The following is a 16,236-nucleotide window of genomic DNA, read 5'->3' as shown; positions in this document are numbered from 1 at the left end:
TATGGTGCATGGGGAAAGGATCGCCGCAGTGCAGAATAATCCCAACGCCACCCGCGTGACACCGCAAGCCCCGATTGCGGCGGCTACCCATGGGGGCCGGGCGAAATGTCTGCAACGGCTGGTGCGCCTTGATCTGCCTGTGCCGCCCACGGTCGCGCTGTCCTTTGACGCGGTGCACAAGATCGCCAGCGGCCATCTGCCCGACATCGACGCGATCCTACAACAGTTCCCGCAGGACGCCTTGTTGTGTGTGCGCCCCTCAAGCGAAGACCCCGATTGGGGCGGCCCGTCGGCCATTCTGAACATCGGCATGAACGCGACCCGCTATGACATCCTGTGCGACACGCTGGGATCAGACGCGGCGGCGGCTTTGTTCACCCGCTTTGTCCAAAGCTACGCAATCCACGTGGACCGGCTTGACCCCGATATGTTCGACGCCATCACCGGCGAAGGGCCCGCAGCTTTGCAAGCGGTCCTCTCCGCCTATGAGGCGGAAACCGACATGCCTTTCCCGCCCACGCGCGCCGAACAATTGGCGGGCGTGCTGAAATCCATGGCCCGCGCATGGGAAGGCACCTCGGCCCGCCTGTTGCGGCAGGCCAAGGGCGCCCCCGCAGAGGCGGGCTTGGGCCTTGTGATCCAACAGATGGTGTTCGGCGTCGGGCAAGGCGAAAGCGGGTCGGGCGTGTTGCAACTGGTCTCGTCCAAAACGGGCATGCCGCGCATTACGGGCCGCTATCTGCGCCAGTCGCAGGGGCGCGATGCGTTGCGCGGCGGGGCAGGCAGCCTCTATATCTCGCGCGATGATCGCGGCCCCTCGCTGGAAGAACTGGTGCCGGACTGCTTTGACCAACTGGTCGAACAGGCCAAGATCATGCGCCGCAAGCTGCGCGAGGAAATGCAGCTCGAATTCGCGATTGAGAACGGGCACCTGTATATTCTGGACGGGGTGCGGGTGTCGCGCTCGTCCCGTGCGGCGGTGCGGATTGCGGTGCAACTGGCCCGCGATGGGATCATTCCGCGCCAAGAGGCGTTGATGCGCGTCGAACCAAGCGCGCTGAGCGAACTTCTCCACCGCCAGATCGACCGCCACGCCATGCGCGATCTGCTGGGCGCGGGCATTGCTGCCAGCCCCGGTGCGGCGACGGGGCGGATCGTCTTTTCCGCGAACGAGGCGCAGGCCAGCGCGGCGCGGGGCGAGGATTGTATCCTCGTGCGCCGCGAAACCTCGCCCGAGGATATTCGCGGCATGCATGCGGCCAAGGCCGTGATCACCGAACGCGGCGGCATCACCAGTCACGCGGCGGTTATCGGGCGCGGCATCGGCCTGCCGTGCGTGGTCGGCGTGTCCGACATGCGGTTCCAGACGTTGAAGGGCCAGCTTGTCTCGCGCGACGGGCGGATAATTTCGGCGGGCGATGTGGTGACGGTCGATGGCACAAACGGCACCATCCTGCTGGGCGCGCCGGAAATGTTGGAAGCGGCCCTTGATGACGCGTTTCAGGATTTGATGGAGTGGGCCGACGAGGTGCGCGATATCGACATCCGCGCCAATGCCGACACGCCCACCGATGCGCAAACCGCCCGCAACTTTGCCGCCCAAGGCATCGGCTTGTGCCGGACGGAACACATGTTCTTTGACCAAGGTCGCCTGACCGTGATGCGCGAGATGATTTTTGCCGAAACGGGCGATGACCGTCGCGCGGTGCTGGAACGGCTTTTGCCGATGCAGCGGGCGGATTTTATCCAGCTGTTTACGATCATGCAGGGCCAGCCGGTCTGCATCCGCCTGTTTGACCCGCCCTTGCACGAATTCCTGCCCACGGACCGCAACGGGCAACGCGAACTGGCCGACGCGCTGGATCTGCCCCTGTCCGACGTAACCCGCCGGATCGAGGCGATGATGGAATATAACCCCATGCTGGGTCTGCGCGGCGTGCGCCTTGGCGTGACGGTGCCGGAAATTTACGAGATGCAGGCCCGCGCCATTTTCGAGGCCACGATCGAGGCAAGCCGCGATGGCGATCCTGTGGTGCCAGAGATCATGATCCCGCTGGTCAGTGCCAAGCGCGAGGTCGAACTGGTGCGCACCCGCGTGGACGCCATTGCCGCTGCTGTTGCCAATGAAAAAGGCGCGGATTTCACCTACCGACTTGGCGTGATGGTCGAAACGCCGCGCGCCGCCTTGCGTGCGGGCGATATCGCGCAGCATTGCAGTTTCCTCAGCTTCGGGACCAACGACCTGACGCAAATGACCTATGGGCTTAGCCGCGATGACGCGGGGCGGTTCATGTCCGATTATGTCCGGCAGGAAGTCTTTGTCGAAGACCCGTTCCACACGCTGGACATCGACGGGGTGGGCGAGTTGCTGCAAATCGGGGCGGAACGCGGTCGTGCGGCCCGTCCGGACATCACTTTGTCCATGTGCGGCGAACATGGGGGCAATACCGAATCGATTGCCTTCTGTCGGGCTGCGGGTTTTGACTATGTGTCCTGTTCACCCTTCCGTGTGCCTGTCGCGCGGCTGGCTGCGGCACAATTGGCGATACGGGATAAAATCGGGCGCTGAATCAACGGGTTGTCCCGTGAAATTGTCAACCGAGAAATGTGTCAATACTTCGCCGTACGGCGGATTTACGCCTGTTTTGGCTCGCAAAACTGGACGTTGAAACTTTTTCTTCATAGACGCGGCAAATCAAAAATTACTCATAGGTTTGACATGCGTGTCAATTTCATAGCGGCGTATCTGACGCTGATCTTACTTGCGACTGCATCCGTAGCATCCGCAGAAGCAGACAAAAACGGGGTTTCCAACGCACTGCGCAGCGCAGAAGCGCGCGGGCTGAGCGCCGTTCCCAAAGTACAACTGGCCAGCATGGTGGTCGAACCAGAAACATCCGGCGACGTAGCCTATTCCCGCAGCTGGCTGCGCGCACAACCCAAGGCAAGCGGTAACGCAGCCTGGAAATGCCTGACCCAAGCGCTGTATTTCGAAGCGCGCGGTGAAACGGTCAAAGGGCAGTTTGCAGTGGCCGAGGTGATCCTGAACCGTGTGAAAAGCACGCGCTTCCCCGACAATATCTGCGGCGTGATCCATCAGGGCACGGGGCGCAAATACCAGTGCCAGTTCACATACACATGTGACGGCGCCCCCGAGGTGATCAGCGAACCCGAGGCCTATGCCCAAGTCGGCAAAGTGGCCCGCGCGGTGATCGACGGTCGCGCACCTGCGCTGACTTCCGGTGCCACCCATTACCACACCACCGCCGTGCGCCCGAAGTGGAGCCGCGTGTACACCAAAACCGCCGCAATCGGCGTGCATCTGTTCTATCGTCACACCTACCGCTCTGCCTCCAACTAAGGGGCGGCAATTGCGGGCCGTGACGTTTTCGGCTGCGGGCAGGGCGTGTTTGGCCCTGTCCTCTTTGCCGTGGCAAGGCTAGAAGGGCGGCGTAAAGTTAAAGCCGACCACAAAGGCAGGTGCCATGGCCTCTGAAATCCGCCTTGCGTTTTCCCATCCTTCGGAACGTTCCGAAGCGACCGCACCTGACACGCCGCTGGACCGGATTTCGGTGCGCGACCACATTGTGGATGTGGAAATCGGTGCCTTTCAGGCCGAACGCGGTGTGACACAGCGCATCTGCTGCAACATCGTGGTCGAAGTACGCCCCCTGACGGGCCCCATCGACGATGATGTCGACCGCATCCTCAGCTATGACAAAGTGACCGAGGCAATAGCTTACGAGCTGTCTGCCGAACGGTTGAACCTGCTTGAAACCTTGGCCGAGCGTGTGGCGGACCGGATTTTGACCGAACCGCAGGCGATCCGTGTCTTTGTGCGCATCGAGAAGCTCGACCGTGGCAATGGCGCGCTTGGCGTCGAAATCGTGCGCAGTGCGGGGCAGGTACGCGCCGTGGCCGAGGACGCGCGCGCCTCTGAAACGCTGCACCCCGAACTGGTGTTCCTGTCGAACGAGGCGATTGAAGCCCCCCATCTGGGCGCGTGGATCGACCAGCTTGAGGCGTCGGGTCGTCCGTTGATCTTTTGCGTTGGGCCGGCCAGTTGCGCCGCCCCGCGTGCCGCACACCCGCTGGCGCAGCGCCGCATTGATCTGCTGGCGATTGAACAGAACGCTTGGGTGCTCGCCGCCCGCGACGGACGCTGCAAGGTGGTGCAAACGCGCACCGAACTCGACTGGGCCATGCGCAACGGACAGATTTGTATCTGGGCACCGTCCAAGATTGTGCTGGACGCGGTCGATGGCCCGTCCGCCAAGGGGGCGGATGCGGTGGCGCTGGCGTCGTGGTTTGCGGCGCTGATGGATGCACAGGAACTGCTGGTGATCGGCGGGGAAGGGCCGCGTGACGCCCCCGTGGCGCTGCGCACCATCCCTGTGACCCAAGCGGTGATCTGACATGCGCTATGTCCGCCCGATCCTCCAAGTCGGCCCTGCCGTGCCCGAAGGCGCGTTGCGCTTGGGCTGGTGCTGGTTCTCCCATATTGAGGTTCTGTCGCGCAGCGCACTGCCCGTCGTCGCCCCCGCGACCGAGCTGACCAGTGACGAACGCGCCCGCCTGACCGCCCCCATGGACGCGCCGCGCATCATGGGCATCCTGAATACCACGCCGGACAGCTTTTCCGATGGCGGGGCCTTCAATTCGCTGACGCAAGCCGTTGAACGCGCGCAAGAACTTGTGCGCCAAGGGGCCGACATTATCGACATAGGCGGTGAATCCACCCGCCCCGGTGCGGTGCTGGTCCCGATCGAGGAAGAGATCGCGCGCACCGCCCCCGTCATCAAGGCGTTGCGCGACGCGGGCCTGCGCACGCCGATCTCGATTGATACGCGCAAGGCCGACGTTGCAGCGGCGGCGCTCGCGGCGGGTGCGGACATCGTGAACGACGTGTCGGGATTTACCTTTGATGCGGATCTTGCGCCGTTGTGCGCGCGTCTGGACGCTCCCGTATGTGTGATGCACGCCAAGGGCGATCCACAGACGATGCAGAACGATCCGCGCTATGACGACGTTCTGCTGGATGTCTATGACATGCTAGCACAGCAAATCGACGCGCTGATCGCCCAAGGCATCCCGCGCAGCCGCATCACCGCCGATCCGGGCATCGGTTTTGGCAAAACGCTTGAGCATAACCTTGCCCTGCTGAACCGCCTTAGCCTGTTTCACAGCCTTGGGGTTCCGGTCTTGCTGGGCGTGTCGCGCAAGCGGTTTATCGGCACGATCGGCAACGCGCCCGAGGCGACAGCCCGCGCGCCGGGGTCCATTGCGGTTGCCTTGGCGGCCCTTGGCCAAGGGGTCGCAATCATCCGCGCACATGACGTGGCCGACCATGCACAAGCCATTGCGCTATGGCGTGCCAGTGTGGCACACGGCTGATATGAGCAAGTTATTTGGTACCGATGGCGTGCGCGGCACTGCCAATATGTCACCCATGACCGCCAATATGGCGTTGCGGATCGGTGCGGCCGTGGGCCGTTATTTCCGCCGCGATACCGAGGCGGTCCATCGTGTTGTTATCGGCAAGGATACGCGCCTGTCGGGCTATATGTTCGAAAACGCGCTGACCGCCGGACTGACCAGTACGGGCATGAATGTTCTGCTGCTTGGCCCCGTGCCGACCCCTGCGGTGGGGCTGCTGACGCGGTCGATGCGCGCCGATCTCGGCGTCATGATCTCGGCCAGCCACAACCCTGCCTGCGATAACGGCATCAAGTTTTTCGGCCCCGACGGTTTCAAGCTGAGCGACGCCGCGGAGGCGGAGATCGAGGATATCATCGCACGCGGTGTCGATCCGGTGCCCGCCGAGGATATCGGGCGCGCCAAGCGGATCGACGACGGGCGGTTCCGCTATGTCGAGCGGGTCAAATCCACCTTTCCCCGCCAGATGCGTCTGGACGGGCTGAAGGTCGTTGTGGACTGCGCCAACGGGGCCGCGCACCGCGTCGCCCCAGAGGCGTTGTGGGAACTGGGCGCAACGGTCATTCCTATCGGCACCTCGCCCAACGGCAAGAACATCAACCTCGACTGTGGTTCGATGCACCCGCAGACCGCAGCCGAGGCCGTCGTGGCCCATGGCGCGGATGTGGGCATTTGCCTTGATGGCGATGCGGACCGCGTGATCCTTCTGGATGAAAAAGGGCGCGTCGGGGACGGCGACCAGTTTATGGGCCTGATGGCCGCACGCTGGGCCGAACAGGACCGTCTAGAAGGTGGGGCACTGGTGGCCACGGTCATGTCCAACCTCGGGCTGGAACGGTTTTTGCAAGGCAAGGGCGTTGGGCTGGAACGCACCGCCGTCGGCGACCGCTATGTGGTCGAACGGATGCGCGCCGGTGGTTTCAACCTTGGCGGCGAACAGTCGGGCCATATCGTGATGACCGATTATGCCACCACGGGCGACGGTTTGATGGCGGGCTTGCAGTTCCTCGCGGCTATGGTCGAAACCGGCAAACGGGCGAGCGAGGTCATGCATGTCTTTGACCCTGTGCCGCAACTGCTGAAGAACGTGCGCTTTGGCGCCGGTCAGACCCCGCTGGACATTCCTGCGGTCCAGACCGCCATTGCAGAGGCCGAGGCGCAGTTGGAAGGTAACGGGCGCTTGCTGATCCGCAAATCGGGCACCGAACCCTTGATCCGCGTTATGGCGGAATCCGAGGATGAGGGCATCTTGCAAGCCAGCGTTGACCACGTCGTGTCTGCGGTCGAGGCTGCGGTGGCCGAGTGATCGGCGCCTAGCCCGCCTAACGTCAAAAATCTAAAAAAAGCCTGTCCCGCCGATGCGCGGGGCGGCCCCTAAGACGCCGCGCCGCCGAACAGCCGACGCAGCGCGCCGAACTGGCTGAGGCCGACGCCCGCAAGGATCAGTATCATCGCCAGCAACAGGCTTGGCGGTAGCGGTTCGCCCAGAAACAGCGCGCCCATGAACACCGACCACAGCGGCACCTGATAGTTGGTCAGGGACATGAACACCGGCCCTGCCGAGCGGATGACAAGCACCCGCAGCATGTTCGCCGCCGCCGTTGGCACAAGGCCGAGAAAGGCAATCACCACAAGGGTTTGCCCAGTGGGCAGGGGCGGAAGCCCTTCGACCATCAGCGCCATGGGCACCGTGATGCAGGCCGCGATGATCAGCAGAACAGTGGACAGGCCGATCGGGTCGACGGGCGGCAAACGCCGCATCAGAACCGAACTGATCCCGTAACAGCAGGCGGCACCGACACAGGCCATGCGCCCTGCGGTCTCGAACGCGGCACCCGTGCTGGCAAAGGCCTGCCCGCCAATCAACACGCAGACACCCGCGAAACCGATCAGAAAGCCGATGGTGCGGCGCAGGGTCAAACGCTCCCCCGGGACAAGGAAATGTGCGAGCGGAAGCACGATCAGCGCGACGGAGGCCATGGAGACGCCTGCAAAGCCGCCCGTCACATATTGCTGACCCCATGCCAGCAACATGAAGGGGATAGCGGTGCTGAACCCGCCGATGGCCAGTACGGCCACTTTGGCGCTGGCTGGGGGCGGGCTGTCGAACAAACTGCCGCCGCGCCATTGCCAGACCGGCACCATCAGCAGCGCGCCAAAGCAGATGCGGAACGCCGCCAACCAGAAAGGTGTCATCCCCTCAAGCGCCAGTTCGGTGACGATGAACGTGCCACCCCAAGTCAGGCCGAGCGTGGCCACCATCAGCCAACTGGTCCACGTGATGTTCGGGTTTTGCGTCATGGCGGGCCTCCGGTCGCGCTGGCAACCGATGCGGGCCATCTGCGTGCTTCTTTGAGGATGAAATTTGCGGATTGTGCAAACAGGTAATTCAGGGCGCGAAAGCTGTCGCGGAGAGGAAAGGCGCGTAACGCTTTGGCTTTGCGTCCGATTCCGGCGTGGTCCGCAGGTTGACCCCGCAGGACGCGCGCGCGGTACCTTGCAAGATAAAACAGTGCGGTGGCGTTCACAAACACGGGAACCAATCGGGGGCGTCGGGCGTCTTGTCTACAGGATCTGGAAACGGAGAACGACAATGGATGCCACCTACATCATCGTAATTCTGGGACTGACATCGCTGCTTGGATTTGTCGGCTTTGACCTGCTGAGCCGTCACAAGACCGAGCCGCGCGGGGACGACGATTTTGCCCCCATGTCACCTTATGCGCGCGACAACCATTCCGGCCCCGACGCAAGCGCATAAGAAAAAAGGTGCGACAGAAACCTGCCGCACCCTTTTGATTTTCAATTAGTTTTTGGACTTGTCGACCATTTTGCCGGCAGAGATCCAAGGCATCATGGCGCGCAGTTTTTCACCGGTTTCTTCGATCTGGTGCGCGTCGTTCATGCGGCGCGTGCCTTTGAAGAACGGCTGACCAACCTGATTTTCGGACATGAAGTCACGCACGAATTTACCGGTCTGGATGTCTGTCAGGATGCCTTTCATCCGTGCCTTAGTCTCGTCGTAGGGCAGGACGCGTGGGCCGGAGACATATTCGCCGTATTCCGCTGTGTTCGAGATCGAGTAGTTCATGTTGGCGATGCCGCCTTCATAGATCAGGTCCACGATCAGTTTCACTTCGTGCAGGCATTCGAAATAGGCCATCTCAGGCGCATAGCCTGCTTCGACCAGTGTCTCAAAGCCCATGCGGATCAGTTCAACCAGACCGCCGCACAGAACTGCCTGTTCGCCGAACAGGTCGGTTTCGCATTCTTCGCGGAAGTTGGTTTCGATGATGCCGGAGCGACCGCCGCCGATGGCGGAGCAATAGGACAGGCCGATTTCCAGCGCTTTGCCGGAGGCATCCTTGTCAACGGCCACGAGGCAGGGCACGCCGCCGCCTTTGACATATTCGCCGCGCACGGTGTGACCTGGGCCTTTGGGGGCCATCATCACGACGTCCACGCCTTCTTTGGGCTCGATCAGGCCGAAGTGCACGTTCAGGCCGTGGGCAAAGGCGATCGCCGCACCGGGGCGGATGTTGTCGTGGACGTATTTCTTGTAGGTTTCGGCCTGCAGTTCGTCGGGCATTGTGAACATGATCAGGTCGGCCCATGCGGCAGCTTCTGCGATGCCCATGGTCTTGAGGCCTTCGCCTTCGGCCTTGGCGATGGAAGCGGAGCCTTCGCGCAGGGCGACAACGACGTTTTTCGCGCCGGAATCGCGCAGGTTCAGCGCGTGGGCGTGACCTTGCGAACCGTAGCCCAGAATGGCCACTTTCATGTCTTTGATCAGGTTGATGTCGCAATCGCGGTCGTAATATACGCGCATGTCATTTCCTTTGGTTTGTGTCTGACCGCCTTATATGCACGTTCGCGGCTGTCGTCAGCGTTGTATTTTGAGTATTTTTGACGAAAAGAAGGTTGGATCATTCGTGTATTGAGAGTTAAGTGAGTAAATCATGCTTGATGATCTGGACCGACGCATATTGCGCCAATGGCAGGCCGACCCGAGCCTGGCCCCTGCCGAACTGGCAGCCCGCGCCCGTGTCACAACGGGGCAACTGGCACGCCGTCAGGCCAAACTGCGTGAGGCGGGTGTGGTGAAAGGCGTGGCAGCGGTGATCGACTGGGCGCGCCTTGGTTATGCGGTTGAGGTGTCCTTGCGGGTGACGCTGGAAAAGGCGCAGTCCAATGCGTTCGAGGATTTCATCGCCAAGGCCCGCGAAGTGCCCGAAGTGATTGAAATCCAGACCTTTCTGGGCCGTGTGGACGTGCGCCTGTCCGTTATTGCGCGGGATATGCCGCATTACCAGCATATCTATCGCAAGCGCATCCTGAGCCTGCCGCATATCGCTGATATCGAAGCGTTGATGCACGTGGCGCGGATCAAAAGCGATCTGGCGCTGCCGCTATGAGTGCACTGGACGATACCGATTTTGCGATCCTGAAACTGCTGGCGCAGGATGCCGGGCAGGGGGCGGGTGCGATTGGCCGTGCCTGCGGGTTGTCCCAGCCTGCCGCGTGGCGACGCATCCGGCGTTTGCGCGATGCGGGCATTGTCAGTGGCCAGCGGCTGGTGCTGGATGCCGAGGCTTTGGGTTTTGGGGTGACCGTGTTTCTGGGGGTGAAGCTGGCCACCAAGGGCCGTGTCAGCCTTGAGGATTTTGAACGGGCCGTCAGTGCCATTCCAGAGGTGCAGACGGTGGAACACGTTCTGGGCCTTTATGACTACCGCCTGCGCATCGTGGCGCGTGACCTGCCGGATTTCGAACGTGTGCTGCGGCGGCGAATCATGACCCTACCCGGCGCCGGAGAGGTCGAGGCCAACGTATTGCTGAGCGAGGAGCGCAGGCCCGGACCTTTGGGTTAGGGGCGTTTGACGCCAAAAGCTGACCGCGATGTGCCGATGATGGCAAATCTGTTCCGATGCGCGTCACGCCCCCGTCCGTCTTGCCCAAAGAAGCGTCAGCGCGGCCTCGTCGTGGCCCCTGCGCCGCTATATGTGCAAGACGAAAAGGAGAAACACATGCCTGCATTGCTAGACACCGTGGACCCCACAGGTCTTGAAGAGTTTTCCGTGGTCTTCACCGACCGCTCGCTGAACCACATGAGCGCCGTGTTCCAGGGCGTGATGAACGACATCTCGTCCATGTTGAAAGAGGTATACGCCGCTGACGCGGTTGTCGTCGTGCCCGGTGGCGGCACCTTCGGGATGGAGGCGGTGGCCCGCCAGTTCGGGCGCAACGCCAATGTTCTGGTCGTACGCAACGGCTGGTTTTCCTACCGCTGGTCGCAGATTTTCGAGATGGGCGATCTGACCGCGTCGACTACCGTGCTGAAAGCGCGCCAGACCGGCAATGCCAGCCCGTCACCCTTTACACCCGCCCCTATCGACGAGGTGGTCGAGGCGATCCGCACCCAGAAACCCGATGTCGTGTTCGCACCGCATGTGGAAACCAGCGCGGGCGTGATCCTGCCCGATGACTATATCACCGCCATGGCCGCAGCCGCGCACGAGGTTGGCGCGCTGATGGTGCTGGACTGTATCGCGTCGGGCTGTGCGTGGGTGGATATGCGCGCCTCGGGCGTCGATGTGCTGATCTCGGCCCCGCAAAAGGTGTGGAGCGCGTCGCCCTGTGCAGGTCTTGTGATGTTGTCCGAGCGTGCCGTGGCGCGTCTGGAGGAGACCACATCGGACAGCTATGCCATCGACCTCAAGAAATGGCACCAGATCATGCAGGCCTATGAAAACGGCGGCCATGCTTATCACGCGACCATGCCCACGGACGCGCTGCGCGATTTCCGTGACACGATGCGCGAGACCAAGGAACACGGCTTTGCCCGTTTGAAAGAGGCACAGTGGGCGCTTGGCGACGGGGTGCGCAAGATGATGGCCGACAGGGGCGTCACCTCGGTGGCCGCGGAAGGCTTTGGCGCGCCGGGTGTGGTGGTGTGTTATACCAGCGACCCCGAGGTGCAGAGCGGCAAACGCTTTGCCGCCCATGGTATGCAGATCGCCGCCGGTGTGCCGCTGCAATGTGACGAACCGGACGATTTCCGCACCTTCCGCATCGGCCTGTTCGGTCTGGACAAGCTGTATGATGTGGATGGCACCTTGGCTCGTCTGGCGCGGGTTGTTAATCAGGTGTTCTAAGGCAACAGGGCGGGCGCAAAGCCCGCCTTTTTCTTACCGCGCGCGCTGTGTGCCAAGGCCCAGTTCCATCAGGGATTTGCGCACCGGCGTGACCTCGTAAAGCGCGTTGAGGCCAAAGGCGCGCGCATCGCGGGCAAAGGGCGACGTGGCCTGACTGGCCCTGTTCAGCAGGTCGATCCCCGTGACCCGCATGCGGATGTCGCCAAACCGCGCCTTGTGATAGGCATCCAGCATGTCCGCATCGCCCAGACCGTCGGGCCGCGCCGTGGCAAAATCCAGCAGGGTGGCAGTGTCGGCAAGGCTCATGTTCAGGCCCTGCGCGCCGATGGGCGGCACCACATGGGCGGCCTCGGCGATCAGTGCCAGCCGTGTGGCAGACATGCGGTCGGCATATTGGCTGATGATCGGCCAGATCGAACGGGGCGAGGCCAGCGTCAGCGGGCCAAGCATCTGGCAACTGCGCTCGGTCATCTCGGCCTCGAAGGCGGCGGTATCCAGTTCCATGCGCGCCATGCTGGCGGGCCCTTCGTCCATCCACACCACGGCAGAAGACGGCATGCCATCGTGATCGGGCAGAGGCACCAGCGTGAACGGGCCGCCTGTGCGATGCACCTCGGTCGAGATGTTTTCATGGGGGATCGGGTGGGTGACGGCAAAGGCCAGCGCCTTTTGACCGTAGCGTTTTGTTGTAACACCGATGCCAGCCGCCTGCCGCATGGGCGAATTGCGCCCGTCGGCGGCGATCACCAGCCGTGCCGAGATGCGGCTACCGTCGCTGAGGCCCACGCGGGCCTCGGCCGTGCGGCCCAACAGGCTGCGCGTGCCAACACCAGGGCGGAAATCGACCATGTCGAGCGCATCAAGCCGCGCCACCATCTCGCGCCGCAGTCGCCAGTTCGGTAGGTTCCACCCGAAGGGCAGGTCGGACACGTCGCTGGCGCGAAAGGATTTGATCTCGCGCGCGGCGGCTTCGGGGCCGCCTGCGTCGACGATGCGCATCACCTCAAGCGCGGTGGCGTGCGGTTCCAGCGCCTGCCACAGTCCGGCTTGTTCCAGCAGGGTGCGCGCCGGTTGCAGCATGGCGGTGGTGCGCATGTCGGCACCCGCCTCGTCGCGGTCGGTGACGGGGGGCGTCGGATCCACGCAGATGACGTGAAACCCCGCCGTGCCAAAGGCCGCCGCCGCGGTCAGGCCCGCGATCCCGCCGCCGGAAATCAGAACGTCGCAAGTGGTGATATCGGTCATCTTGTGCCTCTCTTGCCGCCTAACCTAAGCCTGTTGCGGCCCAAGCCAAGGCGGCATCCTGTCCTACCCCGTGAGGCGCGACAGAAACCCGCTCAGATCGTCGGTGTGGTAATGGATGTGATCGCCTTCGACGGGGTCGGGGGCCACCAGCACCGTCTTCATCCCCAAGGCATGTGGCACGCTCAGATTGCGGGGGTCATCCTCGAACATGGCACCTTTGGCGGGGGTGAGCCCGTCGCGCAGGAACACCTGATCAAAGGCCGCGCGTTCGGGTTTGGGCAGGTATCCCGCATGTTCCACCCCGTAAATCGCGTCAAACACGCCGGTCAGCCCGCGCGCGGCCAGCACACGTTCGGCATAAGGGGCCGAACCGTTGGTATAGACGATCCGCCGTCCGGGCAAGGCGCGGATGCGTGCCGCGAGTGCGGGATCAGGGGTCAGCCCGTCAAAGGAAATGTCGTGGACATCCACAAGATAGGGATCGGGATCAAGGTCATGTTCGCGCATCAATCCCGCCAGCGTCGTGCCATGGGTGCGCCAGTAATGCAGGCGCAGGCGGTCGGCCTCAGCACTGGTGACGCCAAGGGCCGCCATCACATAGGCGGTCATGCGCACCTCGATCTGGTCGAACAGGCGGGCAGAGGGGTGATAAAGCGTGTTATCAAGGTCAAAGACCCAATCACGCACGTGGGAGAAATCAGCGGCAGGCATGGCGCGATGATTAGGCCGCAGCGCGCAGGCGTGCAACACAAATGCCCCTGCGCGCGGGCTTGGGGGGACCAACGGCGCGCGCACAGGCGCCAAGAGGGTTGCGCGCAGCAAGTGGCACCCCGTAAAGTGCACTAAATTCCTGATATGTGACACAAATTCATGCCCCCAGCCCGCCCGCCCAGCACCGATGCCTATTCGCTGATCCTCGAAGCCATAGATATCGGCACCTACCGCCCCGGTGACCGGCTGGTGGAAAGCGAACTGGCCGAGCGGTTTGGCGTGTCTCGCACCCCCGTGCGCGAGGCGTTGCAGCGGCTTGAAACGCAATCCCTGCTAGCACGCGACGGGCGCAGTCTGATCGTCGCCTCGCTGGACCATAACCAGATGTCCGAGCTTTATGTCGTGCGCCGCGAACTGGAAGGGCTGGCTGCCGCCCTTGCCGCCCGCCACGCCACACCGGAAGAGGTCCGCATCCTGCGCGAAATGGTCGAGGAAGATAACGCGCTGATCGGGGATCCTGCCGCGCTGTCACGGGCCAACCGGCGGTTTCACAAGCAGATCCATCTGGCCTCGCACAACCGCTATCTGGTGCAGCAGCTTGACCTCGTGCACCGGACCATGGCGCTGATGGCGACCACGTCGCTGGCGGCGGTCGGGCGTATGCAGATCGCCCAGTCCGAACATAACAAGATCGTCGCCGCGATCGAGGCCAAGGACGAGGACGGCGCGGGCGAGGCACTGCGCGACCACATCTCGGTCGCGTTCATGACCCGCCTGAAACAGGACGCCGATGCGCGGCGGGATGAAGGCTAGGTTCCTTCCTTCGGGCCATGCCCGTGCTGTGTCTTGTCCCAGTAGAACGGATTGGTCAGCAACTCGTAAATCGCCTTGTAGCTGGCCATTGCACCCAGCGGGAAATAGCACACCAGCGTCAGCACCCATGGCACCAGATGGCGGTGTTTCCTGTCCGACACGGCCAGCATCCCGATGGAGATGTTCAACAGTTCGGTCGCGATGAAGAACACCGCCAGCGGCCAGACCACCGCCGAACCCAGCGTCATCACCACCGGATGCGGCAGGCCGAACGCAGGCAGCCAAAAGCTCCACAGCAGGGGCAGGGCGGCGAATTGCGACACGGTGGCCAGAAACATCGCCTGAATGCCAAGGAAGCGTTTGAACCCCAGATCGCGCAGCAGCGCCTTGGGGTCGCGCATATGCACGAAATAGGTGATGAGATAGCCCTTGAGCCAGCGCGAGCGTTGTTTCACCCACGGCCACGGGCGGCAATTGGCCTCTTCATAGGTGGCGGTGGGGATCAGTTCGGTGGTGTAGCCTTTGCGCGCCAGACGGATGCCCAGATCGGCATCCTCGGTCACGTTATGGGCATCCCAGCCGCCCAGTTCCTCAAGGATATCGCGGCGGAAAAACAGGGTCGTCCCCCCCAACGGCAGCACAAGCCCCAAGCGCGCCACACCCGGCAACACCAGCCGCCACCAGCTTGCGTATTCGATGGTGAAACAGCGCGCCATCCAGTTTTGGCGGGAATTGTAGAAGTCGAGGATACCTTGCAGACAGGCCACTTTCGGCCCCGCCCGCGCAAAATGGTGAACCACTTTTCAAGCTGGTCCGTCTCCGGCGCGTCCTCGGCGTCCCAGATACCGATGATGCTGCCATCGCAGAAATCCAGCGCATAGTTCATCGCCCGCGGCTTGGTCGTGATCGTGCCGTCATCCGGCACTTCGATCACCCGCATCCAGTCGGGCAGGCGGGTGCGGGCAAGTGTCGCTTTGGTCACTTTGTCCTTCGCCTCAAGCACCAGCACCACCTCAAGCAGTGCCTTGGGATAGGTCAGCTTGGACAGGCGTTTGACCAGTGCCTCGGCAATCCGTTCCTCGCGGAACAGCGGCACCATGACGGAAATCTTCGGCATGCGTGTGGTGCTAGCCTCTTGACTCGCTTCGGGTCGTGAGGCCGTTCGGTCGGCGATCAGCGCACCAAGCGCCAGCGCCTTGAGCGTGGTGGTCATCACAAGCGACACAATGGCCCACCCGATTACAGCGGTCGCCACCCATGCCGGATAGGCAATCAACAACGCAAGCGTCACAAGGCCCAATATCACAAGGCGCGCAGGGCGGTTGGGCTTGTGCGTCGCCCATGACCGGCAGCTCATGTCCTCGGACAGTTTGCACACGGCCCGCCGCGCCAGTTCGGTCCCGTGCAGCCGCCCGATCTGCTGGTTGATCCCGTGCTGGTCCGTGACCACGGGCAGCATATCTGGCGCGCCTTCCGGCAGGGCTGCCGCCAGCGCGGCCATCCTGTCGGGGCGTGTCGTGGCAACCAGCAGCGTGTTGCCGAACCAGCGCCACGGCACCACGCCGAACTTCTGGCAGATATCAGGGGCCATGGCACCGGCCATGGACAGATTGGGCGGGTTGCGCGTCAGGTCTATCTGTTCGGCGTCGTGCTGGATCGCCAGCGCGCCCAGCACATCCCCGCGCGATACATGGCCCGAGGCGACCAGAATCTCGCCCAGCGGGGCGTCGATCCCGCGCTGCGTGGCCAGCGCCTGAAGCAGCGTGACCTGACTGATCAGACCGGCATTAACCAGTTGCCGCCCTACGGGCAGCACGGGGCCATTCCACCGCGTAACGGGTTGGGGGGCGGTCAGGCGAAGGTACGGATCGCTCATA

At 62.8% G+C, this 16,236-nt stretch carries 15 protein-coding genes and 1 pseudogene; 10 read left to right on the top strand and 6 right to left on the bottom strand.

Translation table 11 applies throughout. The features are described from left to right. Nucleotide 1: 1 nt before the first annotated feature. The 5 genes from AC6GQJ_RS06165 (at nt 2) to glmM (ending at nt 6,742) form a co-directional block, all read left to right on the top strand. On the top strand, nt 2–2,569 hold the full coding sequence (locus AC6GQJ_RS06165) for a putative PEP-binding protein (protein WP_500772810.1): 2,568 nt from the start codon (nt 2–4) through the stop codon (nt 2,567–2,569). Between the two features lie 150 nt (nt 2,570–2,719). Further along, complete coding sequence (locus AC6GQJ_RS06160; RefSeq protein ID WP_500772808.1) at nt 2,720–3,361, top strand: cell wall hydrolase; 642 nt, start codon at nt 2,720–2,722, stop codon at nt 3,359–3,361. A gap of 124 nt (nt 3,362–3,485) precedes the next feature. Further along, a complete protein-coding gene (locus tag AC6GQJ_RS06155; protein ID WP_500772806.1) occupies nt 3,486–4,415 on the top strand; it encodes a dihydroneopterin aldolase in 930 nt (309 codons plus the stop codon). 1 nt (nt 4,416) lies between these two features. Further along, nucleotides 4,417–5,394, top strand: a complete 978-nt coding sequence (gene folP, locus AC6GQJ_RS06150; protein ID WP_500772804.1) for a dihydropteroate synthase — start codon at nt 4,417–4,419, stop codon at nt 5,392–5,394. 1 nt (nt 5,395) lies between these two features. Further along, complete coding sequence (gene glmM / locus AC6GQJ_RS06145) at nt 5,396–6,742, top strand: phosphoglucosamine mutase (RefSeq protein ID WP_500773825.1); 1,347 nt, start codon at nt 5,396–5,398, stop codon at nt 6,740–6,742. A 68-nt stretch (nt 6,743–6,810) separates the two neighbouring features. On the opposite strand, the gene AC6GQJ_RS06140 is transcribed toward glmM, so the two are convergent. Next, a complete protein-coding gene (locus AC6GQJ_RS06140) occupies nt 6,811–7,737 on the bottom strand; it encodes a DMT family transporter (RefSeq protein WP_500772802.1) in 927 nt (308 codons plus the stop codon). A gap of 292 nt (nt 7,738–8,029) precedes the next feature. Between AC6GQJ_RS06140 and AC6GQJ_RS06135 the strand changes: the two genes are divergently transcribed. After that, a complete protein-coding gene (locus AC6GQJ_RS06135; protein WP_500772800.1) occupies nt 8,030–8,197 on the top strand; it encodes a hypothetical protein in 168 nt (55 codons plus the stop codon). 45 nt (nt 8,198–8,242) lie between these two features. Here the strand turns inward: AC6GQJ_RS06135 and ilvC are convergent, their stop codons facing one another. Continuing rightward, entirely contained in the window at nt 8,243–9,265 is a 1,023-nt protein-coding gene (gene ilvC, locus AC6GQJ_RS06130; protein WP_500772798.1) for a ketol-acid reductoisomerase, read from the bottom strand. 130 nt (nt 9,266–9,395) lie between these two features. Here ilvC and AC6GQJ_RS06125 point away from each other — a divergent pair, with 130 nt between their 5' ends. The 3 genes from AC6GQJ_RS06125 to AC6GQJ_RS06115 all read left to right on the top strand — a co-directional run bounded on the left by AC6GQJ_RS06125 (nt 9,396) and on the right by AC6GQJ_RS06115 (nt 11,590). Next, nucleotides 9,396–9,851, top strand: coding sequence for an Lrp/AsnC family transcriptional regulator (locus tag AC6GQJ_RS06125; RefSeq protein WP_500772796.1), 456 nt, complete (start codon nt 9,396–9,398; stop codon nt 9,849–9,851). Continuing rightward, nucleotides 9,848–10,306, top strand: coding sequence for an Lrp/AsnC family transcriptional regulator (locus AC6GQJ_RS06120; RefSeq protein ID WP_500772794.1), 459 nt, complete (start codon nt 9,848–9,850; stop codon nt 10,304–10,306). The genes AC6GQJ_RS06125 and AC6GQJ_RS06120 overlap by 4 nt, the downstream gene beginning before the upstream one ends. 156 nt (nt 10,307–10,462) lie before the next feature. After that, a complete protein-coding gene (locus tag AC6GQJ_RS06115) occupies nt 10,463–11,590 on the top strand; it encodes an aminotransferase class V-fold PLP-dependent enzyme (RefSeq protein WP_500772792.1) in 1,128 nt (375 codons plus the stop codon). A gap of 33 nt (nt 11,591–11,623) precedes the next feature. Here the strand turns inward: AC6GQJ_RS06115 and AC6GQJ_RS06110 are convergent, their stop codons facing one another. Beyond that, nucleotides 11,624–12,835 (bottom strand): UbiH/UbiF family hydroxylase, encoded by a 1,212-nt coding sequence (locus AC6GQJ_RS06110; RefSeq protein WP_500772790.1) that lies wholly within the window; start codon nt 12,833–12,835, stop codon nt 11,624–11,626. Nucleotides 12,836–12,898: 63 nt separating this feature from the next. Next, on the bottom strand, nt 12,899–13,546 hold the full coding sequence (locus tag AC6GQJ_RS06105) for a pyrimidine 5'-nucleotidase (RefSeq protein WP_500772788.1): 648 nt from the start codon (nt 13,544–13,546) through the stop codon (nt 12,899–12,901). 159 nt (nt 13,547–13,705) lie between these two features. Here AC6GQJ_RS06105 and AC6GQJ_RS06100 point away from each other — a divergent pair, with 159 nt between their 5' ends. Further along, on the top strand, nt 13,706–14,359 hold the full coding sequence (locus AC6GQJ_RS06100) for a GntR family transcriptional regulator (RefSeq protein WP_500772786.1): 654 nt from the start codon (nt 13,706–13,708) through the stop codon (nt 14,357–14,359). Here AC6GQJ_RS06100 and AC6GQJ_RS06095 read toward each other — a convergent pair. Next, on the bottom strand, nt 14,356–15,126 hold the full coding sequence (locus tag AC6GQJ_RS06095) for a glycosyltransferase family 2 protein (protein ID WP_500772784.1): 771 nt from the start codon (nt 15,124–15,126) through the stop codon (nt 14,356–14,358). The genes AC6GQJ_RS06100 and AC6GQJ_RS06095 overlap by 4 nt on opposite strands. 92 nt (nt 15,127–15,218) lie before the next feature. Continuing rightward, nucleotides 15,219–16,235 (bottom strand): annotated as a pseudogene (locus AC6GQJ_RS06090) (cyclic di-GMP-binding domain-containing protein, MshE-related); the annotation flags it as partial. Between the last annotated feature and the right edge of the window lies 1 nt (nt 16,236).

The sequence above is a fragment of the Tateyamaria sp. 7Alg 36 genome (assembly GCF_059882455.1).
The sequence above is the reverse complement of the archived record's forward strand: the minus strand, read 5'-3'. Positions and strand labels throughout refer to the sequence as shown.

What these genes read in the sequence shown, in the direction of transcription:
- AC6GQJ_RS06105 (WP_500772788.1), bottom strand. Translation starts at nt 13,546, where the DNA reads ATGCCTGCCGCTGATTTCTCCCACGTGCGTGATTGGGTCTTTGACCTT.
- AC6GQJ_RS06135 (WP_500772800.1), top strand. Translation starts at nt 8,030, where the DNA reads ATGGATGCCACCTACATCATCGTAATTCTGGGACTGACATCGCTGCTT.
- AC6GQJ_RS06125 (WP_500772796.1), top strand. Translation starts at nt 9,396, where the DNA reads ATGCTTGATGATCTGGACCGACGCATATTGCGCCAATGGCAGGCCGAC.
- AC6GQJ_RS06110 (WP_500772790.1), bottom strand. Translation starts at nt 12,835, where the DNA reads ATGACCGATATCACCACTTGCGACGTTCTGATTTCCGGCGGCGGGATC.
- AC6GQJ_RS06155 (WP_500772806.1), top strand. Translation starts at nt 3,486, where the DNA reads ATGGCCTCTGAAATCCGCCTTGCGTTTTCCCATCCTTCGGAACGTTCC.
- glmM (WP_500773825.1), top strand. Translation starts at nt 5,396, where the DNA reads ATGAGCAAGTTATTTGGTACCGATGGCGTGCGCGGCACTGCCAATATG.
- folP (WP_500772804.1), top strand. Translation starts at nt 4,417, where the DNA reads ATGCGCTATGTCCGCCCGATCCTCCAAGTCGGCCCTGCCGTGCCCGAA.
- ilvC (WP_500772798.1), bottom strand. Translation starts at nt 9,265, where the DNA reads ATGCGCGTATATTACGACCGCGATTGCGACATCAACCTGATCAAAGAC.
- AC6GQJ_RS06115 (WP_500772792.1), top strand. Translation starts at nt 10,463, where the DNA reads ATGCCTGCATTGCTAGACACCGTGGACCCCACAGGTCTTGAAGAGTTT.
- AC6GQJ_RS06140 (WP_500772802.1), bottom strand. Translation starts at nt 7,737, where the DNA reads ATGACGCAAAACCCGAACATCACGTGGACCAGTTGGCTGATGGTGGCC.
- AC6GQJ_RS06100 (WP_500772786.1), top strand. Translation starts at nt 13,706, where the DNA reads ATGCCCCCAGCCCGCCCGCCCAGCACCGATGCCTATTCGCTGATCCTC.
- AC6GQJ_RS06120 (WP_500772794.1), top strand. Translation starts at nt 9,848, where the DNA reads ATGAGTGCACTGGACGATACCGATTTTGCGATCCTGAAACTGCTGGCG.
- AC6GQJ_RS06160 (WP_500772808.1), top strand. Translation starts at nt 2,720, where the DNA reads ATGCGTGTCAATTTCATAGCGGCGTATCTGACGCTGATCTTACTTGCG.
- AC6GQJ_RS06165 (WP_500772810.1), top strand. Translation starts at nt 2, where the DNA reads ATGGTGCATGGGGAAAGGATCGCCGCAGTGCAGAATAATCCCAACGCC.